The sequence below is a fragment of the Pseudomonas sp. genome (genome assembly GCF_017744435.1).
GTDB lineage: Bacteria > Pseudomonadota > Gammaproteobacteria > Pseudomonadales > Pseudomonadaceae > Aquipseudomonas.
Genome location: NZ_JAGIBG010000016.1, coordinates 116,939 through 143,306 on the forward strand (window position 1 = coordinate 116,939; position 26,368 = coordinate 143,306).

General features: G+C 62.8%; 24 protein-coding genes. 15 read left to right on the forward strand and 9 right to left on the reverse strand.

Annotated elements, in window-relative coordinates:
- Positions 1–68 precede the first annotated feature (68 nt).
- The 3 genes from pstB to J7573_RS13415 all read left to right on the forward strand — a co-directional run bounded on the left by pstB (position 69) and on the right by J7573_RS13415 (position 2,243).
- Complete coding sequence (gene pstB / locus J7573_RS13405; protein ID WP_050437214.1) at positions 69–830, forward strand: phosphate ABC transporter ATP-binding protein PstB; 762 nt, start codon at positions 69–71, stop codon at positions 828–830.
- 94 nt (positions 831–924) lie between these two features.
- Complete coding sequence (locus tag J7573_RS13410) at positions 925–1,623, forward strand: hypothetical protein (protein ID WP_294335490.1); 699 nt, start codon at positions 925–927, stop codon at positions 1,621–1,623.
- On the forward strand, positions 1,623–2,243 hold the full coding sequence (locus J7573_RS13415; RefSeq protein WP_294335492.1) for a hypothetical protein: 621 nt from the start codon (positions 1,623–1,625) through the stop codon (positions 2,241–2,243). Before J7573_RS13410 ends, J7573_RS13415 begins: the two co-directional genes overlap by 1 nt.
- 76 nt (positions 2,244–2,319) lie before the next feature.
- Here the strand turns inward: J7573_RS13415 and J7573_RS13420 are convergent, their stop codons facing one another.
- Positions 2,320–3,840, reverse strand: coding sequence for an NCS1 family nucleobase:cation symporter-1 (locus J7573_RS13420; RefSeq protein WP_294335493.1), 1,521 nt, complete (start codon positions 3,838–3,840; stop codon positions 2,320–2,322).
- A 317-nt stretch (positions 3,841–4,157) separates the two neighbouring features.
- On the opposite strand from J7573_RS13420, the gene J7573_RS13425 reads away from it, so the two are divergent.
- The 6 genes from J7573_RS13425 to J7573_RS13450 all read left to right on the forward strand — a co-directional run bounded on the left by J7573_RS13425 (position 4,158) and on the right by J7573_RS13450 (position 11,428).
- A complete protein-coding gene (locus J7573_RS13425) occupies positions 4,158–5,192 on the forward strand; it encodes a L,D-transpeptidase (RefSeq protein WP_294335495.1) in 1,035 nt (344 codons plus the stop codon).
- A gap of 90 nt (positions 5,193–5,282) precedes the next feature.
- Complete coding sequence (locus J7573_RS13430) at positions 5,283–5,999, forward strand: murein L,D-transpeptidase catalytic domain family protein (RefSeq protein ID WP_294335497.1); 717 nt, start codon at positions 5,283–5,285, stop codon at positions 5,997–5,999.
- A 301-nt stretch (positions 6,000–6,300) separates the two neighbouring features.
- Positions 6,301–7,917 (forward strand): BCCT family transporter, encoded by a 1,617-nt coding sequence (locus J7573_RS13435; protein ID WP_294335498.1) that lies wholly within the window; start codon positions 6,301–6,303, stop codon positions 7,915–7,917.
- Between the two features lie 135 nt (positions 7,918–8,052).
- Positions 8,053–9,171, forward strand: a complete 1,119-nt coding sequence (locus tag J7573_RS13440) for a ring-hydroxylating oxygenase subunit alpha (protein WP_110635474.1) — start codon at positions 8,053–8,055, stop codon at positions 9,169–9,171.
- Between the two features lie 110 nt (positions 9,172–9,281).
- Positions 9,282–10,241 carry a PDR/VanB family oxidoreductase gene (locus J7573_RS13445; RefSeq protein WP_294335501.1) on the forward strand — a complete coding sequence of 320 codons (960 nt, stop codon included), beginning with the start codon at positions 9,282–9,284 and terminating at the stop codon, positions 10,239–10,241.
- Positions 10,242–10,339: 98 nt separating this feature from the next.
- Positions 10,340–11,428 (forward strand): PAS domain S-box protein, encoded by a 1,089-nt coding sequence (locus J7573_RS13450; protein ID WP_294335503.1) that lies wholly within the window; start codon positions 10,340–10,342, stop codon positions 11,426–11,428.
- Positions 11,429–11,481: 53 nt separating this feature from the next.
- Here the strand turns inward: J7573_RS13450 and J7573_RS13455 are convergent, their stop codons facing one another.
- The 8 genes from J7573_RS13455 to J7573_RS13490 all read right to left on the reverse strand — a co-directional run bounded on the left by J7573_RS13455 (position 11,482) and on the right by J7573_RS13490 (position 19,184).
- Positions 11,482–11,931, reverse strand: coding sequence for a GNAT family N-acetyltransferase (locus tag J7573_RS13455; RefSeq protein ID WP_294335504.1), 450 nt, complete (start codon positions 11,929–11,931; stop codon positions 11,482–11,484).
- Between the two features lie 150 nt (positions 11,932–12,081).
- Positions 12,082–12,390, reverse strand: a complete 309-nt coding sequence (locus J7573_RS13460) for a chorismate mutase (RefSeq protein WP_294335505.1) — start codon at positions 12,388–12,390, stop codon at positions 12,082–12,084.
- A 335-nt stretch (positions 12,391–12,725) separates the two neighbouring features.
- The gene (locus J7573_RS13465; RefSeq protein ID WP_294335506.1) at positions 12,726–13,178 is read right to left on the reverse strand and encodes a chromate resistance protein ChrB domain-containing protein; all 453 of its coding nucleotides are present in this window, start codon (positions 13,176–13,178) and stop codon (positions 12,726–12,728) included.
- A gap of 68 nt (positions 13,179–13,246) precedes the next feature.
- Positions 13,247–14,617 carry a chromate efflux transporter gene (chrA, locus tag J7573_RS13470; RefSeq protein WP_294335508.1) on the reverse strand — a complete coding sequence of 457 codons (1,371 nt, stop codon included), beginning with the start codon at positions 14,615–14,617 and terminating at the stop codon, positions 13,247–13,249.
- Entirely contained in the window at positions 14,610–15,551 is a 942-nt protein-coding gene (locus tag J7573_RS13475) for a chromate resistance protein ChrB domain-containing protein (RefSeq protein ID WP_294335509.1), read from the reverse strand. Before J7573_RS13475 ends, chrA begins: the two co-directional genes overlap by 8 nt.
- 350 nt (positions 15,552–15,901) lie before the next feature.
- Positions 15,902–17,263, reverse strand: coding sequence for a cytosine permease (locus J7573_RS13480; RefSeq protein ID WP_294335510.1), 1,362 nt, complete (start codon positions 17,261–17,263; stop codon positions 15,902–15,904).
- A 12-nt stretch (positions 17,264–17,275) separates the two neighbouring features.
- Positions 17,276–17,950 carry an isochorismatase family cysteine hydrolase gene (locus J7573_RS13485; protein ID WP_294335511.1) on the reverse strand — a complete coding sequence of 225 codons (675 nt, stop codon included), beginning with the start codon at positions 17,948–17,950 and terminating at the stop codon, positions 17,276–17,278.
- Between the two features lie 478 nt (positions 17,951–18,428).
- Positions 18,429–19,184, reverse strand: coding sequence for an enoyl-CoA hydratase-related protein (locus J7573_RS13490; RefSeq protein WP_294335512.1), 756 nt, complete (start codon positions 19,182–19,184; stop codon positions 18,429–18,431).
- A gap of 106 nt (positions 19,185–19,290) precedes the next feature.
- Here J7573_RS13490 and J7573_RS13495 point away from each other — a divergent pair, with 106 nt between their 5' ends.
- From J7573_RS13495 to J7573_RS13520, 6 genes are all read left to right on the forward strand, one after another.
- A complete protein-coding gene (locus tag J7573_RS13495) occupies positions 19,291–19,938 on the forward strand; it encodes a TetR family transcriptional regulator C-terminal domain-containing protein (protein WP_294335513.1) in 648 nt (215 codons plus the stop codon).
- Positions 19,939–20,014: 76 nt separating this feature from the next.
- Positions 20,015–20,731 (forward strand): response regulator, encoded by a 717-nt coding sequence (locus J7573_RS13500; RefSeq protein ID WP_159410955.1) that lies wholly within the window; start codon positions 20,015–20,017, stop codon positions 20,729–20,731.
- A complete protein-coding gene (locus tag J7573_RS13505; RefSeq protein ID WP_294335515.1) occupies positions 20,728–21,492 on the forward strand; it encodes a transporter substrate-binding domain-containing protein in 765 nt (254 codons plus the stop codon). The genes J7573_RS13500 and J7573_RS13505 overlap by 4 nt, the downstream gene beginning before the upstream one ends.
- Complete coding sequence (locus J7573_RS13510; RefSeq protein WP_294335516.1) at positions 21,489–23,741, forward strand: ATP-binding protein; 2,253 nt, start codon at positions 21,489–21,491, stop codon at positions 23,739–23,741. Before J7573_RS13505 ends, J7573_RS13510 begins: the two co-directional genes overlap by 4 nt.
- A 126-nt stretch (positions 23,742–23,867) precedes the next feature.
- Entirely contained in the window at positions 23,868–25,274 is a 1,407-nt protein-coding gene (locus tag J7573_RS13515; protein WP_294335517.1) for an amino acid permease, read from the forward strand.
- A 291-nt stretch (positions 25,275–25,565) separates the two neighbouring features.
- Complete coding sequence (locus tag J7573_RS13520; RefSeq protein WP_294335519.1) at positions 25,566–26,357, forward strand: enoyl-CoA hydratase-related protein; 792 nt, start codon at positions 25,566–25,568, stop codon at positions 26,355–26,357.
- Positions 26,358–26,368: the final 11 nt, after the last annotated feature.

Below are 26,368 nucleotides of genomic sequence, written 5' to 3' on the forward strand. Positions count from 1 at the left end.
AGCATTCGACCGTGAACGTATCAACTGCACAGAGAGCCGCTCCCATGGTCAGCGAAGCGCCAATCGTCATGGACTGCAAGCTGGACAAGATTTTCTACGGCAACTTCATGGCGGTGCGTGACAGCCATGTACCGATCCGCAAGAACGAGATCACCGGCTTCATCGGCCCGTCCGGCTGCGGCAAGAGTACCGTGCTGCGCAGCCTCAACCGCATGAACGACCTGGTCAAGGGCTTCCGCTTCGAAGGTCATGTGCACTTCCTCGGCCAGGATGTCTACGGCAAGGGCGTGGACCCGGTGGTGGTGCGCCGCTACATCGGCATGGTGTTCCAGCAGCCGAACCCGTTCTCCATGAGCATCTTCGACAACGTCGCCTTCGGCCTGCGCCTGAACCGCTACAAGGGCGACATCGGCGACCGCGTCAAGCACGCCCTGCAAGGCGCCGCGCTGTGGGATGAAGTCAAGGACAAGCTCAAGGTCAGCGGCCTGTCGCTGTCCGGCGGCCAGCAGCAGCGCCTTTGCATCGCCCGTGCCATCGCCACCGAGCCGGAAGTGCTGCTGCTCGACGAGCCGTGCTCGGCACTCGACCCGATTGCCACCCGCCGCGTGGAAGAGCTGATGGTCGAGCTGAAAAAGGACTACACCATCGCCCTGGTGACCCACAACATGCAGCAGGCGATTCGTGTGGCCGATACCACCGCGTTCTTCTCGGTGGACATCTCCCAGGGCACCCGCACTGGTTACCTGGTGGAGATGGGCCCGACCACGCAGATCTTCCAGAACCCGCGTGAACAGCTGACCAGTGACTACATCAGCGGCAAGTTCAGCTGAGTAGCCGGCACCCGCCAGGCGACCCGCCCCGCAGGCCAGGAAGGCCGAGCGGGGCAGGTCGCTTTCACGTTTGTACTGTTTCAAGAGATTACCAATGGATGCGACATGTCGTCTTGACCTGCCAGCGGTAGAGCGCGCACTGCGCGAGGTGCAGGGCCGTTTTGCCGAGCTCAGCCAGCATTTCACCGAGCCGCGTGACCCGTTCACCGACGAGGTGCTGCTCAATGTGCTTGAAGGCTATGCCTTGATTGACGACTATGTCGCACGGGGTGTGGACCTGTTCGACCTGCAGCAGCTGAACCTGATGCTGGAGATCAACGCCACCGTGCTGTGCGGCAGCGACCCGGCACGCCGCCGCGAGTTCGCGCCACACCTCGAGGCCACCGAGGCGCGCTTTTTCAACAACGTGGAAGGCGGCATCAAGGATCTCTACAACTGGTATTGCTCGTACCGCAGTGATTCGATCTGGAAGCGTGCGGCGGGTGTCTACGTGCGCATCCTGAGCAAGCCGCAACTGTTCATCGAAGGGAACAACCGTACGGGGTCGCTCATCGTCAGCTATCTGCTGATGCGTGCAGGGTTGCCGCCGTTCGTGCTGACGCTGGACAACGCCGAGGGCTACTTCAACCCGTCCTCGGTCATTCGCAACTCCGCCAAGCATGGTGTGAAAGCTTTGTACGAATTGCCCAAGATCAAGAAAAAGTATGCGGCCTTCCTTGAAGCGAAGGCACCTGAACCCGAAAAGTTCTTCCTGCGCGGCACCTGCGTGCCGGCCCGTCAGGGGAGCCGCTGATGGAAAGGTATTCGATGCTGGAACAAGGCAAGGCCGGTGGCCGACGTGCGTGGAAAGCCATCGGGCGTAAATTCAGGCGCCCGCAGATGCGCATTTCCTTCGATATCGATGACACGCTCGCTTGCCTGCCGCACCACGCCGATGAAGAAGACAGCAAGCTGCCGGCGTTCGTCCACCGCTGGCTGGGCGAACCGCTGCGCAGCGGCACCCGTTCGCTGATCCGCGACCTGCGCCGCCAGGGCTGCAGCATCTGGATCTACACCTCGTCGGGCCGCACACCGGCCTATATCCGGCGCTGGCTGATGCTCTACGGCATTCACGTCGACGGCGTGGTCAACAGTGATCGCCACCAGCATGCCCTGTCGCAGCACGGGCTTGAGAATACCCCGTCGAAGTATCCGCCGGCATTCGACATCGACTTGCACGTCGACGATTCCGAAGGGGTCGGGATCGAGGGCTTTGACCACGGTTTCCGGGTGGTCGTGGTCAACCCGGAAGATGACAGCTGGGCGCAGAAGGTAATGGACGCGGCGCAGCAGGTGCAGGCTCAGCTGGCCTGGCAGCAACCGCACCGCTACGAGGCACCGGTGCGTCGGCCTGAGCAAGCGCTGGCCTCCTGATCGCCTGAACTCACCATTAAAAAAGGCTCATCGCACTGCACAATGCGCGATGAGCCTTTTTCATGTGCGCTGCCAATCAGTGGTGCGCGGCGTCCACGGCAATGCTTTCGCCGGACACTTCCTGATACCGGGCACTGCGGTTGGCGATGGCGTAGTGGATCAGCCCGCCCAGCCCGGCGCCGAAGAACCAGGAGAACTGCGACAGCGTCTCGAACGCCGGCATCAGCGCCAGCAGGATGGCAATCAGCGAGGCCGGGATGAACGCCGCCACGGCGCGCAGGTTGACCCCACCGCGATAGTGATAGGCACCCTCAGGGCTTTCGCTGTACAGCTCGGGCAGGTTCACCCGGCCACGGCGCACCAGGTAGTAGTCGGTGACCATGATGCCGTACAGCGGGCCGAGCAGGGCGCCCAGGCCACCGAGGAAGTACACGATCACCGACGGGCTGTTGTACAGGTGCCAAGGCAGGATCACCACCGCGATGGTGGCGCTGAGCAGGCCTGCACGGCGGAAGTTCAACACCTTCGGTGCCAGGTTGGTGAGCACGAAGGCCGGGGCGACGAAGTTGGCCATGATGTTCACCGCCACGGTGACCAGCAGGAAGGCCAGGCAGGCCAGCACCAGGCCGGCGGTGTTGGGGATGGCGGCGACAATTTCGCTCGGGCTTTGCACCAGCTTGCCGTCGATGCTGAACTGCGCACCGGCCAGCATCACGGCGATCAGCGCGAAGCCGAGCATGTTCACCGGCAGGCCCCAGAAGTTGCCCACGCTGATGGTGCGGCGGTCCGGGCAGTTACGGGTGAAATCGCAGAAGTTGAGGATCATGGTGCCGTACAGCGACACCCACAGCGCTGCGGCACCGAACACTTTCAGCCACATGCCGGAGCCGGTCGGCGCGTTGCCGCTGGACCAGGCAATCGACAGGCCGCTGCGCCAGTACATCCAGCCCGCCAGGCCACTGAAGGCGACCAGGATGATCGGCCCGGCGAGGGACTCGAAGCGGCGCACCATCTCCATGCCGTAGGCGAAGATCGCCACCTGCACGCACCAGATGCCGAGGAAGGTGATCCAGCCCAGGGTCGACAGGCCGAGGATCGCGTTCTGGTCGTAGGCCTTGAGGTCGGGGGCGATGGCGGTGAGCAGCACGCGCAGCACCACCGAAGCGAGGTAGGTCTGGATGCCGAACCAGGCGATGGCGATCACCGCGCGGATCAGTGCCGGGATCTGCGCGCCATGGATGCCGAAGCTGATCCGGCACATGACCGGGTAGGGCAGGCCGGTCTTCTGCCCCATGTAGCCGGACAGGTTCATCAGGCCGTAGATCACCAGCGCACCGAGGGCGAAGGCGGCGAGGATCTGCGCGCCGCTCATGCCCAGGGCGAACAGGCCGATGGCGAAGGAGTAGTTGGCGATGTTGTGCACATCGTTGGTCCACAGCGCAAACAGGCTGTAGCGCCCCCAGGTGCGATTGGCTGCACGGGTCGGTGCAAGGTCGTTGCTGTACAGGCGCGGGCTCAGCTGTGGCTGACTGGCCCCGGCCGTTTCGGCGGGGCGATCGGCAAGCTGGCCAGCATCGGAACGGGAAATCGACGCCATCGGGACTCCGTGATGGTTGTGTACTTTTATTGTTGGTATTTGTATACAAACAAGATTCGTACCAACCCGTGGGCGTGAAGGCGTAGCGAGTTCTGTGGGAGCGGCTTTAGCCGCGAAGCAGGCGACGCAGTGGCTGGCACCGGCTTTGCCGGTGTTCGCGGCTAAAGCCGCTCCCACAGGTACTATGCTTTGAGCTGGGAATTTTGTGCACACTTTGGTGCAGGGTTGTTACCGTCCCCGCACCACGCGAGTGCCCGGGTGGCTTGCGGGGCATGTTCCGCATAAGCTGAGGGCAGGATGCCATGAGGATCAGTTCGATGTTGCATGTACCGCTCGCGCTGGGTCTGTTGCTTGCCACCCCCCTGGTCGAAGCCGCGCCGCTGCAGGTGCCCACCCCGGCCGCACTCAGGAGCCAGCTGGACAGCCTCAAGCCTGGCCAGTTTCTCTGGTACCCGCAGGTTTCGCCGGTGGGGCCGGTGACCGTGGTGGTCAGCCTCACCGAGCAACGTGCCTACGTGTATCACAACGGCATCGCCATTGGCGTCAGCACCGTGAGCAGCGGCAAGGCAGGGCGGGAAACCCCGACCGGGGTGTTCAGCATTCTGCAGAAGAAGGTCGAGCACAAATCCAGCCTCTACAACAGCGCACCGATGCCCTACATGGAGCGCCTGACCTGGGACGGGATCGCCCTGCACGCAGGCCACCTGCCGGGCTACCCGGCCTCCCATGGTTGCGTGCGGCTGCCGCTGGAATTTGCCAAGAAGCTGTATGAGGTCACCGGCTTCAGCTCGACCACCGTCATCGTTTCCGATACCCAAAGTGCGCCGGTGGAGGTCTACCACCCTGGCGTGCTGGCGCCCACGGTCAGCGCGGGCAAGGCCCAGGGCCCGCTGGTATTGAGCAACCAGCAGTTCTGGAACGACCCGGACCCAACGTCAGGGCCACTGTCGATCCTGATCAGTCGCGCCGACCTGCGTGCCTACGTGTATCGCGGTGGCCAACTGATCGGCTCGGCGCCTGCACTCTCGCTTGAAAGCAGCAAGCACCGCAGTGGCATGGCGGTGTATTCGCTGCTGCAAAAACCTTCCGCCCTGGCGCTCGATGGCGCGCTACCCTTACGGTGGTCGGTGGTGGGCCTGAGCAACCCGGAGTACGGGGATACGCCCTATGAACAATTGGGGCAGTTGAACATCAACCCGGAGTTCCGCCACCACCTTCGCGCTGCGATGGACGTTGGCACCATGTTGGTGATCACCGATTGGGCGTCCACCCGGGATACCCGCAGCGACGGGAAATTCACCGTGATCAGCACCGACGACAGTGAAGATCTTAAGCCATTGGTCAAGAAATGATCGGCAATCCCGAAGAATTCAAGCAAAGTGGTGGCTTTTGGCCGCAAGCCAGCTGACTTTTTGCTGACAGGCCTTTACCCGGGGTAGTCCATGTCGATGTTTGAACCCTTGCGGGGAGCTTTGCGGCTCTCGGTGGCCAGTTTTGGCCTGTTTTTCCTCAGCGCCTGGCAAGCCGCCCACGGGCAACCCCTGCCCAGCGCCGCCGAGTTGCAGCAGTTGGCACCCAACGCCAGCCTGTCGGCGCTGGGCATGGCCCTTACGGCCTACGCCTGCGCCAGCCACGGCGAGGCAGGCAGACTGCTGACGGTAATCGATTACTCCAAGGCCTCGCGTGACAAGCGCCTGTGGGTGTTCGACCTGCGCGCGCGCAAGCTGTTGTTCGAGGAGTGGGTCGCCCATGGCAAGAACAGCGGCGCCGATGTGCCGACCACGTTCTCCAACGCCCCGAACAGCTACCAATCGTCCATCGGCCTGTATGAAACCGGCCAGATCTACAGCGGCAAGCACGGGCGCTCGCTGCGCCTGCAGGGGCTGGAGCCGGGGTTCAACGACAACAGCATGTCGCGGGCGATTGTCATGCATGCCGCCGCCTATGCCGACCCCAAAGTGGTGCCCGGCCTCGGGCGCCTGGGGCGCAGCCAGGGCTGCCCGGCCGTGCGGCCGGCCATTGCCGGCAAGCTGATCGACACGCTGCAGCGGGGTAGCTATGTGTTTGCCTATTACCCGCAGCAGGACTGGCTGAAGACATCGCGTTTTCTTAACGCCCAGAGCTGCCCGCTGGCGAACCAGTCGATCGCCAGCAAGTAGCAAAAGCGGCAGGAGCAGGCAGGCCGCCTTCGATCCGAAGCGGCCTCGGTTTGTTGGCTATTCGCTGTTTTTCGACGCAAATCTACTGATTTCCCTTTCCTGACCCCCTCGACTTCGCTTTCACCCTTGCTGCCTGGAGGCAGGCCAAGGATGAAAGGCGCTTGCGAAACAGAAAAATTGTCCGCAAACTGTTAACCAAGGGATTGCAGTTAACCAATGGTTATACGGCTAAGGAGAGCGTCCTCATCCCGAGCCTGCGTTGGATGTGACACAAAAACAAAAACGTCCTGGGAGTCACTTGATGTCTTACCTCAACAAAAAGGTTGATGTGTTCCTCATCAGCATGAGCCTGATCGCGGTCCTGCTGACGGTGGTCGGCCTGGCCGCCTTCCCCGAGCAGGCCGGCATTGCTGCCAATCAACTTTTCGAATGGTCCACCCGGTCCTTTGGCACGGCGGTGCAATTGCTCATCTTCGCCAGCACCATTGCCGTGCTGGGCATCGCCTTCAGCAAGTACGGCAACATCCGCCTCGGCGCCGGCAAGCCGGAATACGCCACCCTGACCTGGGTGTTCATGTTCATCTGCGCCGGCATGGGGTCCTCGACCCTCTACTGGGGCGTGATGGAGTGGGCCTACTACTACCAGACCCCCGGCCTGAACATTGCCGCGCAGTCCCGCGAAGCGCTGGAATACAGCGTCGGCTACTCATTCTTCCACTGGGGCATCAGCGCCTGGTCGATCTACGCCCTGGCGTCGCTGGCCATGGCCTACCACTTCCACGTGCGCAAGAAGAGCGGCCTGAACCTGGCCTCGATCGTCGAGGCGGTGACCGGGCTCAAGGCCACCGGGCCGGTGGGCCGCCTGGTCGACCTGATCTTCCTGCTGACCATGATGGGCGCGCTGACGGTGTCCCTGGCGCTGACTGCTTCGACCCTGACCCGCGGCCTGTCGGGCCTGGTGGGTACGCCTGATACCTTCACCGTGCAGGTCATGCTGATCGGGGTGATTGCGGTGCTGTTCTCGCTGAGTTCCTACATCGGCATCGACGGCGGGCTGCAGAAACTCAGCAAGATCGTCTGCTATGGCGCGCTTGTGTTCGCCGCCGTGGTGCTGCTGGTCGGCCCGACCCAGTTCACCATCAACAACACGGCCAATGGCATTGGCCTGATGATCCAGAACTATGTGCACATGAGCCTGTTCACCGACCCGGCCGGCGAGGGCGAATTCACCCGCAACTGGACCGTGTTCTACTGGCTGTGGTGGGTGTCGTATGCACCCGGCGTCGCGATGTTCGTCACCCGAGTATCGCGTGGCCGGCAGATCAAGGAAGTGGTGCTCGCGCTGATCCTGGGTGGCAGCGTCGGCTGCTGGTTCTTCTTCGGCGCACTGGAAAGCTACAGCATGCACCAGTTCATCACCGGCGCCATCGATGTACCGAAGATCCTCACCGAACAGGGCGGTGAAAGTGCCGTTGAAGCGGTGGTCATGGGCCTGCCATGGGGCAAGGTGTTCATGGCGGTGTACCTGTTCATCATGGCGGTTTTCTGTGCCTCGCACATGGATGCTGCCGCCTACGCCGTCGCCGCGACCAGCACCCGCAACCTGCAGGACGGTGAAGACCCGTCGCCCACTCATCGCCTGTTCTGGTGCGTGACCCTGACCCTGGTGCCGCTGGCCATGCTGTTTGCCAAGGCGTCACTGTCCACCATGAAGACGGCTGTGGTGCTCACCGCCATTCCGTTCACCGTGATCCTGCTGATCAAGGTGTATGGCTTCTTCAAATGGATGCTGGCCGACTACGGCTCCATGCCGGCCCATCGCATCGAGGAAGAAGCCGCCGCCCTGGCGCACGAAGAGCAACCGGTCAGCGAACGCCAAGTGGCCCAACCCATCGCTACAGCCGCCGAACCGGCCTGATGATTTTTCCTGCGCGGTGTCGCCCTGACCCTCGGTTGAGACCGCAGCAGGCTTTTTTTTGCCCCATTTGTTAACTGTCAGGTGCCAGTTAACCGTGAATTACAAGATGCGCAACGCGCAGCCTGGAGACAAGAGATGACCAAGTTCCAACGCCTGCCTGCCGATTTCTGCAGCGACCACGAAAAAGCGTTCACCATTCCGGCCACCTACTACACCAGCAAGGAGGTCTTCGAGCACGAGAAGGAGCAGATCTTCGCCAAGAGCTGGATCTGCGTTGGCCATCGCAGCGAAGTGGCGGAGAACAACGCCTACATCACCCGCGAAGTGATTGGCGAAAGCATCATCGTCATCCGTGGCCGCGACAGCGTGCTGCGTGCCTTCTACAACGTCTGCCCGCACCGCGGCCATCAACTGCTCGAAGGCAGCGGCAAGGCCAAGAACGTGATTGCCTGCCCGTACCACGCCTGGACCTTCAAGCTCGACGGCGACCTGACCCACGTGCGCAACTGCGACCAGGTCGAGGCATTCGACAAAGGTGACTACAGCCTCGTCCAGCTGCGTGTCGAAGAGTATGCAGGCTTCATCTACATCAACATGGACAATGCCGCGGGCTCTGTGGAAGAGCAGCTGCCCGGCCTGCAGCAGCGCATGCGCGAAGCCTGCAGCGTCATCGACGACCTGCAGCTGGCGGCACGCTTCGTCAGCCACACCCCGGCCAACTGGAAGTCGATCGTCGACAACTACCTTGAGTGCTACCACTGCGGCCCGGCGCACCCAAGCTTCGCCGACTCGGTGGACGTCGGCCAGTACGGGCACACCCTGCACGGCAACTGGACGCTGCAGTACGGCGTGGCCAAGTCGTCCGAACAATCGTTCAAGGTCGACGAGTCGGTCACCGACCCGTCCTTCGCAGGTTTCTGGGCCTGGCCGTGCACGATGTTCAACGTGCCGCCGGGGGCCAACTTCATGACCTGCATCTATGAGTTCCCGGTCGATGCCGAGACCACCTTGCAGCACTACGACATCTACTTCCTGAACAAGGACATCACCCCGGAGCAGCAAGTGCTGATCGACTGGTACCGCGAAGTGTTCCGCCCGGAAGACCTGCGCCTGGTCGAGAGCGTGCAGAAGGGCCTGAAGTCGCGGGGCTACCGTGGCCAGGGCCGGATCATGGTCGACAAGGAGCGCTCCGGCATCAGCGAGCACGGCATCGCTCACTTCCACAACCTGATTGCGGTCGCCCACCTGGACTGACCCTGAGCCCCGGCGACAAAGGCCGGGCGCGTTCATACCTATCGTTGATTTCGGATCGAGTAATGGCCAGGGCGGCGGGGCCGCCGCCCTGTGCGGAGTTGAGGTGCAAGATGGCCAGTGTTTACGAGATGTTCAGTGTGCGGGTGCTCGAGGTCGAACAGGCGACGCCACAAATCAAGCGCTTCACCCTTGCGCGCGCCGATGGCCAGCCCATGCCGGCCTTCACCGGTGGCAGCCACGTGATCGTGAAGATGGCGGAAGGCCTCAGCAACGCATATTCCTTGATGAGCGACCCCAGGGACCTGTCGCACTACCAGATCGGCGTGCGCCTGGAAGAGCAATCCAAGGGCGGCTCGGCCTTCATGCATGAGCAGGTCGAAGTCGGTAGCGAGCTGACCATCTCGACGCCGAACAACCTGTTCGGTCTCGACGCCGCGGCCGGCAAGCACGTGATGATCGCCGGTGGCATCGGCATCACCCCGTTCCTGTCGCAACTGCACGAACTGGAAGGAGGGGACACGCCCTACGAGCTCCACTATGCCTTCCGCAGCCCCGATCACGGCGCCTTCCACGGGCAACTGGTGGATGGCCCGCATGCCGCGAGTGTCAATGTGTATGTCGACAGCCTCGGGCGTCGCCTGGACCTGCAGGCACTGTTGGCCGGTATGAGCGAGGACGCGCACGTTTATGTGTGCGGCCCCAAGCCGTTGATCGATGCGGTGGTGGAGGGGGCGAAGGCGGCGGGCATTGCCGATGCCCGCGTGCATTTCGAGCAGTTCGCGGCCACCCCGGCTGCCGGCGGTGCATTCACCCTGGTGCTTGGCAAGTCCGGTCGCGAGCTGCAGGTCGAGGAGGGCATGACCATCATCCAGGCCATCGAGAACGTCAAGGCCGCCCAGGTCGAGTGCCTGTGCCGCGAAGGCGTTTGCGGTACCTGTGAAACGGCCATCCTCGAAGGCGAAGCCGAGCACTTCGACCAGTACCTCTCCGATGAAGAGAAGGCGTCGCAGCAGACCCTGATGATCTGCGTCTCCAGGGCCCGTGGCGCAAGGTTGGTCATCGACCTCTGAGCCCCCGGTCCAGGTCAAGGGCTTGCCAGGTATGTCTGTCATCCATCGGTTGACAGATGTGTATACTGGCACCCAAGCCCTCCCTGGACCGCCCCCTCATGCAGGAAAACAGCTTCGCCTTCCGCCTCAAGGAACTGCTGGAACACAACAAGCTGACGCTGCAGGCAGTCGGTACTGCACTCGGTATCTCCCGCACCGCCGTCCACAAATGGACCAAGGGCGGGGAAATCGACTACGACAACCTGCGCAAGCTCGCCGACTTTCTGCGGGTGAACTGGATCTGGCTGCGCTATGGCCAGGAGGCCCTGAGCAGCGTGCAGCATGCGGAGCCCGTCGAGTTGCCGATGACCGACCTGCGCCGCCGCTACGCCGCCGAGATCATGGAAAACGAAGCCCGCATGAAGCTTGCCCAGGAAGCCGCGCGTATCGTGACCTGGGAGTGGAACCTGATCAGCGACGAGCTGACCTACTCGCCGAACGTCCAGGATGTTTATGGCTGGACCATCAGCTCGAACGAAGACTTCTGGAGCCACCTGCCCGACGAGGACGTCGAGGCGATGCAGGCGATGTACGACCGCATCATCCGCTCGGGTGAAAACTGCGAATACGATTACCGGATGTCCCAGCCCGACGGCAGCGTGCGCTGGATTTCGTCGCGCTCGACGGTGGTACACGACGCGGCAGGCCGGCCGATCAAGATCGTCGGCATCAGCATGGACAACACCGCCCGCAAGCTGACAGAAGAAGCACTGCGCACCAGCGAGGAGCGCTTCCGCTCGATCTTCGAGCTGAGCGAAGGTGCGCTCGCCTTCATTCACCTGGATGGCCGCTTGCAGCGCGTCAATGACAGCCTGTGCGCACTGCTCGGCTATAGCCAGCAGGATTTGTGCGCGCTGAATTTCCAACAGATCACCCACCCCGATGACCTGCAGGCCAACCTGAGCCTGCTGGTGCAGTTGCTGGCAGGCTCGATCAACCGCTATGTGGTCGAAAAACGCGTACGTTGCGGCGATGGCAGCTACAAGTGGGTGAGGGTGCGCACCTCCATCCAGCGCCAGGGGGATGGCGCTGCCGATTACCTCATCAGCGTTTTCGAAGACATCCACGCGGCCAAGGTGGAGCAGCAAGCGTTGCTGATGAAGATCGAAGCCTTGGAGTCGCAGCTGGCGGGTAGCCCGATTTCCTAGGGCACTGACAGCAGAGCTTTGGGCGGTGTTTGCTCAGGGACGGGAGGCGCCATTCAACTGCTCAGTCGCTTCTCCATTGGCTGATGGATCAGTCCAGCAACCTCGCCCACGGCCCCTGCCAATGCAAAACCGTAACGCTCATAAGCTGCCACTGAAGACAGCGACGCCCTGACGGTTACTACGTTGGCCCTGGCCTGCTCCAGCGCCGAACTCATCAGGCGCTTGCCAATACCGCGGCGCTGCCAGGCTGGCGCAACGAACAGCATCGCTACATGGCGCCCCTCCTTGAGTTCAACAAGTCCGGCCAGGGTCCCCTCTACGATACAAACCAGTATCAGGTTGTCACCAGCCATTCGTTCAGCTAATGCCTCCTGTGCAGCAATTTTGGTGAATGTTTCCACGCCCTGGGCCGAGACCGAGGGTGCAACCGCCAGCATGAACGACTCAAGGCACAAGGCATTGGCGCTTGGCAGGTCTTCGTGAGTCATCTTTCGTATCTGCATGGTCGTCCTCCGTGACTTGGGTTGGTTATTTCTACCGCGAAAGATCTGATTCTGCGATGGGCAGCAACGTACCTGCACGCAGGCACTGCCCGGCTTCAAGATAGTGGGTGGAGAAAAGCGACGGGGCTTCGGATGAGTCTCGCGTTGTCATCAAGATGCTGAAGGTTCCTGGGCCAGCTTCGCATGGGTGGTCAGTTCCTCAGCGATGAAGGCCGAAATCATCGCCCGGTAGACCTGTTCCACAACCTCAGCCGAGGCACCGGTTTCGTCAGCCATTTCACGAACCTTCCTGATCACTTGTTCGACCCGGGCAGGTGCACGCACATCATCGGTGTTTTTCTTGAAGGCCGCAGCTTGCGTCACGAGCCGTCCTCGTTTGGCGAGAAGCGAAACGAGGCTGCGGTCGATCTCATCGATTTCTTGGCGGACTTCGTCCAGAGAGGTGCAACGTACATCCATTTGCTTGACTTCCTTTTCATGAGCCTGCGATTGATTGGGGCAGGCAGTTGCTTGTGGTTCGAGGCTGTATTGTAGCCTCTGGTGAATGTCCGCTATGGGTCGATAGCTGCCGGTCGCGACTGACTGTTATCGACCCATAGCGGACATACATCCTAGCTTCTATTCCCGTCAGCAGTACGCTAGGAGCCAGCAGTGCAGTCACGGAGGTTGTTAGCAGTTGGGCGGAAGTGACAAAGGCAACGTGCGATTTTAGCGGGGGCCTGAGGAAGCTCCTTCAAGTCAGCAGTGCCAGTACGTCGTTGGATAGGACTCCCATTGCCCGGCAAGCCAAGTGCTTACATCTGCGGTGGCCAGTTGTGTGTTTCACTCTGGCAGTCACGGCACCATGCAAACAGGGCGTCGTAAAGCGCCAAGCCATGCTTCAGTATTTCTTGGTCATCCGCGTGGCAGCGTGAAAGTCCTAACGAAATGGCGTAGAGGCCCGCCGATTGAGGCGTTAGGTCGAGCCGTGACGTGTCTGCTCCGCGAACGATTTCTGCCAGCCTGGCCAGAGCAGGGTCATCAAGTTGGTACTTCCTGAGGAAGGCATCGAAGCTGCACAGCAGCCCGACATGGCTCAACTCAACCCCTGGAATGTCATAGGGCGTGGCGCCTTCATCGTTTGCCACACGCAGGACCTCGCTGCTGGGGACGTAGAGGAAGATCGGGGCTGGATCGATGAACCGCTGTATGAGCCAAGGACAGGCAATACGATCGATCTTCGGACGTTCACGCGTTACCCATTTCATTGGACACCTCTCGCCGGCAGACAATGAGTCATGAAATGCCGGCCGATAGCACCGGCCGGCTGTGGGTTTCAAAGACGCAACAGATGGACTGCCAGACCGGCCAGGGCGCAGGCAAACAGTACTTGGATTACACCCCGCTTGAAGCGGAACAAGGCAATCGCAGCAGCAACCGCGATCACCGCCGACGGCCAGTCAAAAGCCCCACTGAAACCCTTTGGCCAAAGCACGTGGTAGCCGAAGAACATAGCGAGGTTCAGGATCACCCCCACCACAGCGGCGGTGATGCCTGTAAGCGGGGCGGTGAACTTCATCTCGTTGTGAGTCGACTCCACCACTGGGCCACCGGCAAGGATGAAGATGAAGGAAGGCAGGAAGGTGAACCAAGTGACGAGGCTCGCCGCGATCGCGCCGGCAAGGAATGAGTGTTCCGCACCGAACATCGGATGCACGTAGCCACCGACGAAGCCGACGAAGGCAACCACCATGATCAGTGGCCCAGGCGTGGTTTCCCCCAAGGCGAGGCCATCGATCATCTGGGTTGGCGTCAGCCAGCCGTAATGCCCAACTGCTCCCTGATAGACATAGGGCAGCACAGCGTAGGCACCGCCGAAGGTCATAAGGGCGGCCTTGGTGAAGAACCAGCCCATCTGCGTCAGGGTGCCCTCCCAGCCAAACGAGAGCGTCAGCAGCCCCATAGGCAGGACCCAAAGCCCAGCACCGATCAGCAGCAGGCGTACTAGGTGGCCCCATCTGAAACGTGCATGTTCAGGGGTTGGAGTGTCGTCATCTATCAGGGCTGGGCCATAACTGTTTTTCGCCGCACCATGACCGCCACCGATAACGAATTTGCTTGGGGCGATGCGACCACCTACATAGCCGATGATGGCAGCCACCAGCACGATCAGCGGGAACGGCACGTTGAGGGCGAAGATCGCCACGAACGAGGCGCCGGCCATGGCCCACAGCCAGCCATTCTTCAGGGCTCGCGAGCCAATCCGGTGAGCTGCGTGGACCACAATAGCCGTGACCGCCGGCTTGATGCCATAGAAGATCCCTGCGACTACCGGTACCTCACCAAAGGCGACGTAGACCCACGACAAACCTATCAGGATAAACAGCGAGGGCAGGACAAATAACGCACCGGCAATCACCCCGCCCCAAGTACGGTGCATGAGCCAGCCGATGTAGGTGGCTAGCTGCTGAGCTTCAGGGCCAGGCAGCAACATGCAGTAGTTCAGCGCGTGCAGAAACCGCTTCTCACTGATCCACCGCCTACGCTCGACCAACTCCTGGTGCATGATCGAGATTTGTCCGGCAGGCCCGCCAAAGCTGATGAAACCGAGCTTGAGCCAGAACAGGAAGGCTTCATAGAGGCCGATCGGCTGCTGAGTCGCTTGCGATGGCGGCTGTTCACTCACTGCGGAGGTGGTATCAACCATTTTGGCTTTCCTCGCTTGCGAAAGCTGTCAACAGGCCATCGAAGATGCCTCCGGCGACCGTTGTCAGTTGATCGTCATCGCCAATGCTCTCTCTCAAGCCGGCGAGGACACGCTCGATGCCTGGTGCTTCGGAAGGTTGGACGCCCCCCACATCCAGGTAGTGGATGACGCCTGCCAGGCGTGCCAGTCCTGGCTGTTGAACTCGAAAGCTCTCGATAAGGGTTTCGAAGGAAACCCGCTGGCCAACGTGGCTGAACCGAGCCCCATCGAAGTCGAAGCCAAGCGCATCGCTGGGGCAGTCGCTGGGATTGTCCAACCAAATGAATTGGGCGTCGGTATCGATGAAGCGACGGATCAGCCAGGCACATGCCAACCTATCCACCCACGGGCGTTTTCGCGTTGCCCATCGGCGACCTTGGTATTCGCTGCGCTCCAGTTGGTTGATGGCCTCATCGTGCGCACTTGGCTCATCGGAGGACAGTGCACGGCTAATCGCGGTCTCAAGCTCCTGTAGGGCCAAGTCGGCTTGTTTCTTGAGCACACCTGGGAAGAAGTCGATCGCCGCCAACTGGCCGAAGGCCTTCCTGAGCTTGCGCACCTGCCGGGCTGTCTGCAGCGCACTATCCGGCGATAGGTCGGCCCGGCAGCCTGCAATCTCCTCCAGCAGTTTGGCGTACTCATCGCTTCTGTCGAATAGCCCGCTGAAGCGCTCCTCGCGTTCAGGCAGCGACAGCAGAAATGCTGTTCCGTTGATGGCCAGCACATCTCGCTCCACGGCTTCGAGCGTTTCGCGGCCTGCGCACTGTTCTGGCAGCAGGTAAACACCATCACGCAGCACAGCTGCACCAGAGGCCTTCAACGTTCTCCAGGCGCGCATGCGCTCGGTGGCGTTGGCCGTCGGCAGCCCAAGGATCAGTAGCGACCAATAAATCATGTAGAGTATTCATCGTAAAATGTATGCTTCTCTACATTATTCTAGGTCTAATAAAAAGCAAGGGGTATTCATCTAGGGTGGTGAATAGCAGGGAGTTGCGTTGACCATGTTCCTCCGCGGTATGCGCAACCTGCAGTAGCCAATTGCTTTGCCCAAGCGGCTTACATCCTCAGGGTCAAGTCGTTCAGGAATGACCGCTATGGGTCGAAATCAGCCGTTTGAGGGTGATCGCTGTCGAGCAAAGGCAGACGCAAGAATGTTGGTGCCGCTTTGCGGCCCATCGCCGCGGTTCGTCGCCACGACAAGCGCGGCTCCCAAAAGAGCCGCGCAATCTTTCAGTGCTGCATTTATCAGGTCTTGACGGTGCTGGCCGCCGCGACCCCGCGCTTGCTCATCAGGCCGTAATAACAGGCCGCCGGGAACAGCAATCCCACCACCCAAGCCAGGTCGATGCCCTGCAGCGAAGCTGCGACCGGCCCGACGTAGAGGGAGGTATTCATGAACGGAATTTCCAGCGCGATGGTGGCAAGGAACACGCCCACCGCGATCCAGTTGACCCGGCCATAGATGCCCGACGGGTCGAAGATGTCGGCAATCTGATAGACCCCTTTGCGCAGCGCGTAGTAGTCCACCAGGTTGATCGCCGTCCAGGGGATCAGGAAATAGCTCATAAAGAAGATGAAGTTCAGGAAGAACTGGATGAAGTCATCCTGAGCCAGGGTGCACAACGCCGTCGCCAGGGCACAGATCACCAACATGAAGCCCGCGCGTACCCCGGGGGTGACCTTCAGCGCCGCGAACGGCTCGATCACTGTTACCGTCGACATGAAAGCGCCATACAGGTTGAACACATTGATCGCGATCTGCCCGTAGAGCACGAACGCCACCGCCAGCAAGGTGCCGCCACCGAGCACGCCGAGCAGCTGCAGGCCGACGTTGTCGGAAAAGCCGGCGATGGCCTTGGCCAGCACCGCACCCAGCAGCATCATCCAGCTGCCGCCGATGACCGTGCCTGCGTAGCTGTACCAGAACACCTGCCGCGTGGACGTGCGGGTTGGCAGATAGCGCGAGTAGTCGGCCACGTAAGGCGCGTAGGACAACTGCCAGGTCACTGCGATGCTCACCGAGGCGAGGAAGCTGGCCAGGTTGAAGCCTTGCGCTGTCCATTGCCCGCTTTCCATCGGCAACGCCAGGGCCAGCAGGGTGGCGATGCCGAAGACCGCGATCGACAGCAATGACAGCAGCTTCTGCAGACGGTGGATGAGCTGATAGCCGAACAACGCCACCAGGAAGCACAGGCCGCCGAGCAGGGCGATGTTGCCGCCATTGCCGAACGGGCTGGCACTGGCAATGGCCTGGGCGGCCAGCAGCGTGTTGCTGACAAAGAAGCCCAGGTAGATGAGCATCACGAACAGCAATGGCACGATGGCACCGAACACGCCGAACTGCGCGCGGCTCTGGATCATCTGCGGGATGCCCAGGCGCGGGCCCTGGGCGGAATGCGACGCCATGAAGATCGCGCCGATCAACGAGCCGAGCAGAATCGACAGCGCGCTCCAGAACAGGTTGAGCCCCATGCTGATCGGCAGCACACCGGCGGCCACCGTGGTGATGTTGGCGTTGGCGCCAAACCAGACGAAGAACAGTGAACGCGGTTCGCCATGGCGTTCGGCTTCCGGGATGAAGTCGATGCTTCTTTTCTCTACTTTCATGTCGTTCTCCCCTCAGCGTTGGGCAGCCAGTTGCTGTTCGAAGCGCGCAATCGTCTGCACGAACGCGTCTGGCTCATGGGCGAGATGGTCGGGTTCTGCGCTGCGCACAGAGGCTGCCGGCTGGCGGTCCCAGCGGCGCAGCAACTGCTCGGTGGCGAAGATTTCCAGCCCGTAGAGCCAGTTGGAGAGGATGAACAGCGCCGAATAATGGGCAGCGAGCGTGGTCGCCGTGCAGGCGTCGGCGACCAGCACCAGCTGGAAGTCGTGCTGGTAGGCATCGAACAGGCTGCTCATCACGCACACGTCGGTCAACACACCGATCACTACCAGCCGCTTGATGCCACGGCCTTTCAAGGTCTGGGCCAGGCGCGTGCCGTGAAAGGCGCTGTAGCGCTGCTTGTCGATCACCACGTCACCGGCCTGCGGTGCCAGGGCGTCGATGATTTCGATGGCCGGGGTGCCGGCGCGGTAGGTGGTTGGTCGGCCTTGGGCGTCGACCGGTTCGCCGAGTGCCAGGTCGCGGCCTTGCGCATCGTTGACGTGGCGGGTGTAGAACAGTGGCAGGTTGCGGCTGCGGGCGCCGTCAATCAGCGCGGCGGCGTTGTCGATCACAGTGTCCAGGCGCGGCAGGGGGAAGCTGTCTTCCTGCTGCAGGTCGATCACGAGAATAGCGGTGTCTTGAGTCATTGGATTTCTTCCAGGTGCAGAACCTCGGGCGCTGCACCAAGGGCGCGCCAGGCGGTTCTGCGGATGCAGGTGCGCGGGCGCCGCGACAGCGGTGCCTGCAAGGGTCGAGCACAACGCTCGTGGAAGAAATCAGCCGACTATCTGCCAGAAACCGTTCTGCTTGGCGGCGACAGCGGCGGGAAGGCGTTGCAGGGTGACCTGCAACGGTGCCGACGCTCGGCGCAGGAATCCGTTCATGGCCCCACACGGCAAGGCGCGCACCCAGCCAGAACGGCGGGTGCGAAACTTGGCAACGAGCGAGGGGAGGCGGGCCATGAATTGAACACTCGCATGATGGGTTCCGTCATGACAGCAAAACTCGGGCCAATACCGCGAATTCGCTGAGAGTGGCGTCTTTGAAGGGTTGAGCTTGGCAGTGTTACTTATTGGCATGTGGTATGCCGTAATACTGTGCTACCAAGCGTATCAACCTGACGGTTCAGGCACCCTTGCGCGATACCATCGCGGTTAAGGCGGCCCTGGCTTCATCGCTGTTGAGCCGTTCGATGAACAGCAGACCTTCCTTGGCCACCGTTGCGGCCAATGCTTCGCGCTGCCCATCCTTGAGCAGACGCCTACTGATGCGCAGGGCATCGACCGGCAGCTGCTGCAGGCGCCGCGCCAGCTTGACGGCGGCAGCCAGGCATTGCGTGCCATCGTCGAACAATTCGGTCGCCAGGCCCCACTGCACGGCCTGTTCGCCATTCAGCGCCTGGTTGCACAGCAACAGCTGCGCCGCCCGGGCATTCCCGAGCATCTGTGGCAGCAACAGGCTCGCGCCAAACTCCGGGCACACGCCCAGCGCCACGAACGGGGTGCGCAGCTTGGCGTCACGGCTGATCAGTACCTGGTCGCAGTGCAGCAACAGCGTGGTGCCGATGCCGATCGCCGGCCCGGCCACTGCGGCGATCAGCGGTTTGTCCAACGCCAGTACCGCCCACATCATGCGGAACACCGGGCTTTGCAGGTCGGTCGGGGGCTGGTCGAGAAAGTCCGGCAAGTCGTTGCCGGCGGTGAAGCACTCGGTGCTGCCGGTGATCAGGATCACCTCGACCTGCGGGTCATCGTTGGCCGCTTCGAACAGCTCCGCCAGCCGCGTGTACATGGCGTTGGTCAGGGCGTTGAGTTTGTCCGCGCGGTTCAGGCGCAGGGTCAGCAGGCCTTCGTCGAGCTGCTGGTGGATCAGGTCGGTCATGGGCGGTGCCTCTGTTGTTGTTATCGTGCCCGAGTATAAACAGGGTATCGCGACCGAGGCGAGTTGCTATACAGTCGTTCAACTGTGCGATCCACGAGAGCCACCGATGACCCAGGAAGCCCGCTTCAGCCGCATGCTGCCCGAACTGCGCAAGGCCAATCTGGTCGAGGCCACCCTGGCCTGCCTGAAGCGCCATGGCTTCCAGGGCGCGTCGATCCGCAAGATATCCGCCGAAGCCGGCGTCTCGGTGGGCCTGATCAGCCACCACTATTCGGGCAAGGACGAGTTGGTCGCCGAAGCCTACATGGCGGTCACCGGCCGGGTCATGCAGCTGCTGCGCGAGGCCATGGCCCAGGTCGCGCCCAATGCCCGCGAGCGGCTGTCGGCGTTCTTCCGTGGCTCGTTCAGTGCCGAACTGCTCGACCCGCAACTGCTCGATGCCTGGCTGGCGTTCTGGGGCGCGGTGAAGACCGCCGAGGCGATCAACCTGGCGCACGACCATTCCTACGGCGAATACCGCCGCGAGCTACGCACGCTGCTGGCGGAGCTGGCGCGGGAGGAGGGCTGGGAGCGCTTCGATGCCGACCTCGCCGCCATCAGCCTCAGCGCCTTGCTCGACGGCCTGTGGCTGGAGTCCGGGCTGAACCCGGGCACCTTCACCCCGGCCCAGGGCGTGCAGATCTGCGAAGCCTGGGTCGATGGCCTGCAGGCCGGCGGTCGGCAACGCTTCACCGCGGCCACTGAGGGCTGTTGATCGACCGTTCAGCAGTCGCTAGTCTTGGCCCACTCTAATAAAAAAATCGCCTTCGGGCGCTTCAGGACTACCCGCAATGACCTCTCAGGTACTGATCGTCGACGACGATCCGCTGATTCGTGACTTGCTCCAGGCCTACCTGTCCCAGGAAGGCTACACCGTCCACTGCGCCGCCACTGCGGAACAGGCCGAAACGCTGCTGAGCGAGCAGCCGGTGGAACTGGTGATGCTCGACATCCGCCTGCCCGGCAAGGACGGCCTGACCCTGACCCGCGAGCTGCGGGTGCGCTCGGAAGTGGGGATCATCCTGATCACCGGGCGCAACGACGAGATCGACCGCATCGTCGGCCTGGAATGCGGCGCCGACGACTATGTCAGCAAGCCACTCAACCCCCGTGAACTGGTGTCCCGCGCGAAGAACCTGATCCGTCGCGTGCGCCACGCCCAGGGCGCCCGGCCAGCCAGCGTCGCCACCGCCACCCTCAAGCAGTTCGGCGACTGGTCGCTGGACTGCGACCGCCGCCGGCTGATCGATGCGCAAGGCGGCGAAACCCTGTTGACCCATGGCGAGTTCCAGTTACTCAGCGTGTTCCTGCGCAACAGCGGCCATACCCTGAGCCGCGACCAGTTGATGGACCAGATCCGCAACCGTGAGTGGGTGCCCAACGACCGTTCCATCGACGTGCTGGTCGGCCGCTTGCGGCGCAAGCTGCACGACGACCCCGCCGAGCCTGAACTGATCATCACCATCCATGGCGCCGGCTACCTGTTCACTGCCAGTGTGGCCGCGTGAGCCGGTACCTGTTCGGCCTGCTGGTGCTGCTGGCCAGCGGTATGCTGCAGGCTGCCGGCACCGTGCGCTACTGCGACTACCCGGTGTACCCACCGGTGTCCTGGAGCGATGGCAAGCAGCCGCGCGGGCTGGCGCCGACGGTGGTGCGCGAGCTGTTCGGGCGGCTGGGCTACCAGGTCGAGATGGTCGTGCTGGGCAACTGGCAACGCTGCCTGATCGACGCTGCCGAAGGGCGGGTGGATGTGGTGCTGGCCTACACCTCGGAGCAGCGCGCCAAGACGATGCGCTTCTCGCAGGTGCCGGTGCTGCGCGAGGAGGTGGCGGTGTTCGCCAATCGCCAGCACCCGCTGCAGTTCGACAAGCTCGAAGACCTGGCCAGGTACCGGGGCGGGCTGCTGTTCGGCGAAAGCTACGGCCCGGCGTTCGACCGCTTCGTGGCGCAGCACCAGAACATCGAGTGGGTCTCGGACAGCGGGCAGAATTTCGGCAAGCTGATTCGCGGGCGTATCGACTTCGTGGTCCAGGAGCGGCGCACCGGCCAGCTGTTCGTCGAGCACCTGCCCGGCGCCCAGGACATCGTCGCGTTGCCCCCGGCCCTGAGCGTCGACTACCTGCGCGTGGCGGTGTCGCGCCATTCGCCGTTGAGCGCGCGCATGGCCGACATCGACGCGCAACTGCAGCAGATGACCGACGCTGGCGAGCTGGAGCGCTGGCTGCATGAAAGCGAGGTCACCTACCGCGACATGGTCAGCCAGCCATGAACCGCCTGCAACCGGGTGGCCTGTTGCGCCGGCTGCTGCTGTTCATCCTGCTGTTCAGCCTGTGCTTCACGGTGCTGGCCAGCAGCGTGCAGCTGTATTTCGAATACCGCCGCGAGATGCGCGAGATCGATGCGCGCATGGCGCTGATCCGCGCCGGCTACCTGGCCAGCCTGGAACGCAGCCTGTGGGACCTGAACCAGGAGCAGCTGAACGTGCAGCTGCGCGGGCTGGTGGACTTTTCCGATGTGGCGCGGGTGCGCCTGAACAGCGCCGACTTCACCTTGCAGCAAGGTGAACCGAGCCCGCAGGGGCCGCTGCGGGTCGAGCGTTTTGCGCTGGACTACCAGCCGCCTTCCGGGCCGGCGCGGCACCTGGGCGAGCTGGAAGTGAGCACAGACCTGGGCGCGGTGCACCGGCGGCTGTTCGCCACCGGCCTGACCAGCCTGTTGTGGATGAGCGTGTTCCTCTGCGGCCTGGCGCTGGCACTGTCGGGGTTGTTCTATCGCCTGGTGACCCGCCACCTGCAGGTCATGGCCGACTTCGCCCGGCGCATCGGTGCCGGGCAATGGCATGAGCCCCTGCGCCTGAACAAGCGCCGTTCGCCCCATACCGACGAGATCGACAGCGTGGCGTTGGCGCTGGATGACATGCGCCGGGCGATCCTCAGTGACAGCGAACGCCGCGAAACCGACCGCCTGGCCTTGCAGGACAAGCGCGACGAACTGCAGAAGCAGGTCGAGCGGCGCACGGCGAGCCTGATGCGCGCCAAGGACGATGCCGAAGCGGCCAACCTGGCCAAATCACGCTTCCTCGCCACCATGAGCCACGAACTGCGCACGCCGCTCAACGGCATCCTCGGCATGGCCGAACTGCTGCGTGGCGCCGGGCTTGCGGCGCCGGACCGTCAGCGCCTGGAGGCGTTGTACAAGGCTGGCGACGGGTTGCTGAGCATCCTCAACGAGGTGCTGTATTTTGCCCGCCTGGAAGAGGGCGAAAGCCGCCCCGAGGCCGTGGATTTCTCCCTGCGCCAGTTGTGCGCCGAGGTGGTGACCCTGCTCGAACCCCGTGCGCTGGCCAACGACAGCCTGGTGCTGTGCCGCATCGACCCGCAGCTGGCCGCGTACCAGTACGGCGCCGAGCAGTACTTGCGCCAGGTGCTGAGCAACCTGCTGGCCAACGCCATCAAGTTCACCGAGGGCGGCGAGATCCTCGTCGAAGTGCAGGTGCTGCAGGGGCACCCCGGGCGCCAACGCCTGCGCCTGAGCGTCACCGACGACGGCATCGGCATCTGCGAGGCGATGCAGCCGAAGATCTTCGACCGTTTCGTCCAGGCTAGCGAGGCAGTCGCACGGCGCTATGGCGGCACCGGCCTGGGGCTGGCGATCAGCAAGCACCTGGTCGAGCAGATGGGCGGGCAGATCGGCGTGCGCAGCCGCGAGGGGGAGGGTAGCTGTTTCTGGCTGGAACTGGAGCTGGAGACGGCGCAGGCGCCGCAAGCCATGGCCGAGGCTGACCGCGCCGCAGCGCCGCTGCAGATCCTGGTGGTGGAAGACGTGGCCCTGAACCGTGAGGTGGTGCGCGGGCTGCTGGAGCGTGACGGGCATGAAGTCTGGCTGGCCGAAGATGCCGAGCAGGGCTTGCAGCTGTGTGCACGGCAACCCTTCGACCTGCTCCTGCTGGATGTGCACCTGCCGGGCATCAGTGGCGTGGAGCTGTGCCGACAGCTGCGTGCCGGCGCCACGCCCAACCGCGATACGCGCATCCTGGCGCTGACCGCCAGCGTGCAGCCGGGGCTGGTGCGTGCCTATCTGGATGCCGGCATGCAGGGGGTGCTGGGCAAGCCACTGAAGCTTGCCAACCTGCGCCAGGCCTTGGCGGGGCAGATGCAAGAGCAAGCGCTGGCCGGCCCTGCCTGGCTCGACCACGAACTGTTGGCCACGCACCGCACGCTGCTGGGTGAACAGAAGCTGCAAGGCCTGCTGGCTGGCCTGCGAGACGGCCTGGCGCAACAGCGTCAGGCCTTGCTCGAAGCAGTCGAGGCGGGGGACTGCACCGAGGTGACCCACCTGGCCCACCGGCTGGCCGGTAGCAGCGACTCCATGGGCCTGTGCGGCCTGGCGGCGACCTTGCGCCGGCTTGAAGAGCATGCGCTGGCCCGTGACAAGGCGGGCGTGCGCGCCATGGGCCCGTTGCTGGGCGAGCAGTTGCAGCGTGCCGAAAACACCCTGGCCGAACTGCTGGTCGCCTGAGCTACAAAATCCTTACGACTTTTTACATCTTTGATCTTTACGATCAACCGGGCCTTACATCGCTTTCCAATAATCGGACGCAACCGCTGCACACGCGGTCTTCGACGCTTATTGGAGATAATAATAATGAAAGGCCGTAAAGCTGAAGGTATCCACCTCACACGGGCATTGAAGAGCCGGCACATCTTCATGCTCTCGCTCGGTGGCGTGATCGGCACCGGGCTGTTCATGGGCTCGGGGGTGACCATCAACCAGGGCGGGCCGGTGGGCGCGATCCTGGCCTATCTGGTCGCCGGTTTCCTGATGTATCTGGTGATGGTCTGCCTGGGTGAACTGTCGGTGCAGATGCCGGTGTCCGGTTCGTTCCAGGCCCATGCGACGAAATTCATCGGCCCGGCCACCGGCTTCATGATCGGCTGGGTGTACTGGATGAGCTGGGCCACCACCGTGGGCCTTGAGTTCACCGCCGCCGGCATGCTGATGACGCGTTGGTTCCCAGAGGTGCCGATCTGGTACTGGTCGGCGCTGTTCGTGGCCGTGCTGTTCGGCATCAACGCCCTGGCCACCCGTGCCTTCGGCGAGGCGGAATACTGGTTCTCCGGGATCAAGGTGGCGGCGATTCTCGGCTTCATCATCGTCGGTGTGCTGGTGATCTTCGGCGGCATTACGCTGAACAGCGGGGCGCCGGCGCCGATGATGAGCAACCTGATCGGCGATTCGCTGTTCCCCAATGGCCTGTCGGCGGTGTTCGCGGTGATGATGACCGTGGTCTATGCCTTCCAGGGCTGCGAGATCATGGGCGTGGCGGCGGGCGAGACCGACCAGCCGGAAAAGAGCATCCCGCGGGCCGTGCGCAACGTGGTGTTCCGCGTGCTGATCTTCTACGTGCTGGCGATCGTGGTGCTGTCGGCGATCGTGCCGTGGCAGCAGGCCGGGCTGATGGAAAGCCCGTTCGTGCAGGTGTTCGACATGGTCGGCATTCCCTACGCCGCAGACCTGATGAACTTCGTGATCCTCACCGCCATTCTCTCGGTGGGCAACTCCGGCCTGTATGCCTCCACCCGCATCCTCTGGGCGATGTCCAAGACCGGCATGGCACCGCGCAGCCTGTCGCCGCTGAGCAGCCGTGGCGTGCCACTGCGCGCCCTGTTCATCACCCTGTGCTTCGCGCTGGTGTCGCTGATGACCAGCTTTGTCGCCGCCGACACCCTGTTCATGGTGCTGATGGCGGTGAGTGGCATGTCCGGCACGGTGACCTGGATCGTCATCGCCCTGGCGCAGTACCGCTTCCGCAAGCAGTTCCTGCGTGATGGCGGCCAGCTGAGCGACCTCAAGTACCGCGCGCCGCTGTACCCGCTGGTGCCGTTGCTGTGCATCACCCTGTGCAGTTCGCTGTTCGTGTTCCTGGCAATGGATGAGACGCAGCGGCCTTCGCTGTACTGGGGCTTTGGCTTCATTGCGCTGTGCTATGCGGCGTACTTCCTGGTGCAGCGCAAGCGTCAGGGTGTGGTGATGGAAATGCCGGCTGCTTGAGGAGGGTTTGCTAGGGGTATGGCGGGGTATTGGGTGATGGCTACCAAGTGCTCGCCGGTGTTCTTGCAGTGCCTATGAGATCGAGCGCCGCCCGCGCGGCGCTCGATCTCATAGGCGCTGCAACCCTGTCGCCATGCACCTTGTGGCCCAATCGCGATCTGCTTTACCCCCCGATTACGCACCACTTGTTCGAAGTTGTAACACCGCTTCCTCCCCAATTGCCTCCTTACTGAACACTCGTTTAGCATGAGCCTCACCTCTCACAGCAATCACAATAATCCGAGGCCCGTCATGACCGCTCCGTCGTCCCTACTCACCCAGGTTGAAGCCGGCGTTGCCTGGATCACCCTGAACCGCCCCGAGCAGCGCAACGCGCTGGACATCCCCACCCTGAAGCAGCTGCACGCCACCCTCGAGGCGTACAACCTCGACCCGGCTGTGCGTGTGGTAGTGCTGACCGGCACTGGCCGCAGCTTCTGCGCCGGCGCCGACCTCGCCGAATGGGCCGAAGCCGAAGCCCGTGGCGCACTGGAAACCTACGGCTGGACCGAAACCGCCCACGCCCTGATGCACTGCCTACACACCCTGGACAAGCCCACCATCGCTGCCATCAACGGCACCGCCGTCGGCGCCGGCATGGACCTGTCGCTGTGCTGCGACCTGCGCCTGGCGGCCCAGTCGGCCCGTTTCAAGGCCGGCTACACCAGCATGGCCTACTCGCCGGATGCCGGCGCCAGCTGGCACCTGCCACGGCTGATCGGCAGCGAACAGGCCAAGCGCCTGCTGTTCCTCGACGAACTGTGGGGCGCCGAACGCGCCCTGGCGGCCGGCCTGGTGGGTGAAGTGGTCGCCGACGACCAGCTGCCCACCGCCACCGCCGAACTGGCCGCGCGGCTGGCCCAGGGGCCGACCTTCGCCTACGCCCAGACCAAGCGCCTGATGCGCGACGGCGCCTCGCGCAGCCTGGCCGAGCAGCTCACTGCCGAGCTGGCTGCCGGCCTGCTCTGCGGGCGCAGCGCCGACGGCGCGGAAGCCTTGCGCGCAGCCACGGAAAAACGCGCACCCCACTTCAGCGGCAAATAAGCACGCTCTCT

Bases quoted from the DNA above. Each gene is read 5' to 3' on its own strand.
- pstB (WP_050437214.1), top strand. From the start codon at position 69: ATGGACTGCAAGCTGGACAAGATTTTCTACGGCAACTTCATGGCGGTG.
- J7573_RS13410 (WP_294335490.1), top strand. From the start codon at position 925: ATGGATGCGACATGTCGTCTTGACCTGCCAGCGGTAGAGCGCGCACTG.
- J7573_RS13415 (WP_294335492.1), top strand. From the start codon at position 1,623: ATGGAAAGGTATTCGATGCTGGAACAAGGCAAGGCCGGTGGCCGACGT.
- J7573_RS13420 (WP_294335493.1), bottom strand. From the start codon at position 3,840: ATGGCGTCGATTTCCCGTTCCGATGCTGGCCAGCTTGCCGATCGCCCC.
- J7573_RS13425 (WP_294335495.1), top strand. From the start codon at position 4,158: ATGTTGCATGTACCGCTCGCGCTGGGTCTGTTGCTTGCCACCCCCCTG.
- J7573_RS13430 (WP_294335497.1), top strand. From the start codon at position 5,283: ATGTCGATGTTTGAACCCTTGCGGGGAGCTTTGCGGCTCTCGGTGGCC.
- J7573_RS13435 (WP_294335498.1), top strand. From the start codon at position 6,301: ATGTCTTACCTCAACAAAAAGGTTGATGTGTTCCTCATCAGCATGAGC.
- J7573_RS13440 (WP_110635474.1), top strand. From the start codon at position 8,053: ATGACCAAGTTCCAACGCCTGCCTGCCGATTTCTGCAGCGACCACGAA.
- J7573_RS13445 (WP_294335501.1), top strand. From the start codon at position 9,282: ATGGCCAGTGTTTACGAGATGTTCAGTGTGCGGGTGCTCGAGGTCGAA.
- J7573_RS13450 (WP_294335503.1), top strand. From the start codon at position 10,340: ATGCAGGAAAACAGCTTCGCCTTCCGCCTCAAGGAACTGCTGGAACAC.
- J7573_RS13455 (WP_294335504.1), bottom strand. From the start codon at position 11,931: ATGCAGATACGAAAGATGACTCACGAAGACCTGCCAAGCGCCAATGCC.
- J7573_RS13460 (WP_294335505.1), bottom strand. From the start codon at position 12,390: ATGGATGTACGTTGCACCTCTCTGGACGAAGTCCGCCAAGAAATCGAT.
- J7573_RS13465 (WP_294335506.1), bottom strand. From the start codon at position 13,178: ATGAAATGGGTAACGCGTGAACGTCCGAAGATCGATCGTATTGCCTGT.
- chrA (WP_294335508.1), bottom strand. From the start codon at position 14,617: ATGGTTGATACCACCTCCGCAGTGAGTGAACAGCCGCCATCGCAAGCG.
- J7573_RS13475 (WP_294335509.1), bottom strand. From the start codon at position 15,551: ATGATTTATTGGTCGCTACTGATCCTTGGGCTGCCGACGGCCAACGCC.
- J7573_RS13480 (WP_294335510.1), bottom strand. From the start codon at position 17,263: ATGAAAGTAGAGAAAAGAAGCATCGACTTCATCCCGGAAGCCGAACGC.
- J7573_RS13485 (WP_294335511.1), bottom strand. From the start codon at position 17,950: ATGACTCAAGACACCGCTATTCTCGTGATCGACCTGCAGCAGGAAGAC.
- J7573_RS13490 (WP_294335512.1), bottom strand. From the start codon at position 19,184: ATGACCGACCTGATCCACCAGCAGCTCGACGAAGGCCTGCTGACCCTG.
- J7573_RS13495 (WP_294335513.1), top strand. From the start codon at position 19,291: ATGACCCAGGAAGCCCGCTTCAGCCGCATGCTGCCCGAACTGCGCAAG.
- J7573_RS13500 (WP_159410955.1), top strand. From the start codon at position 20,015: ATGACCTCTCAGGTACTGATCGTCGACGACGATCCGCTGATTCGTGAC.
- J7573_RS13510 (WP_294335516.1), top strand. From the start codon at position 21,489: ATGAACCGCCTGCAACCGGGTGGCCTGTTGCGCCGGCTGCTGCTGTTC.
- J7573_RS13515 (WP_294335517.1), top strand. From the start codon at position 23,868: ATGAAAGGCCGTAAAGCTGAAGGTATCCACCTCACACGGGCATTGAAG.
- J7573_RS13520 (WP_294335519.1), top strand. From the start codon at position 25,566: ATGACCGCTCCGTCGTCCCTACTCACCCAGGTTGAAGCCGGCGTTGCC.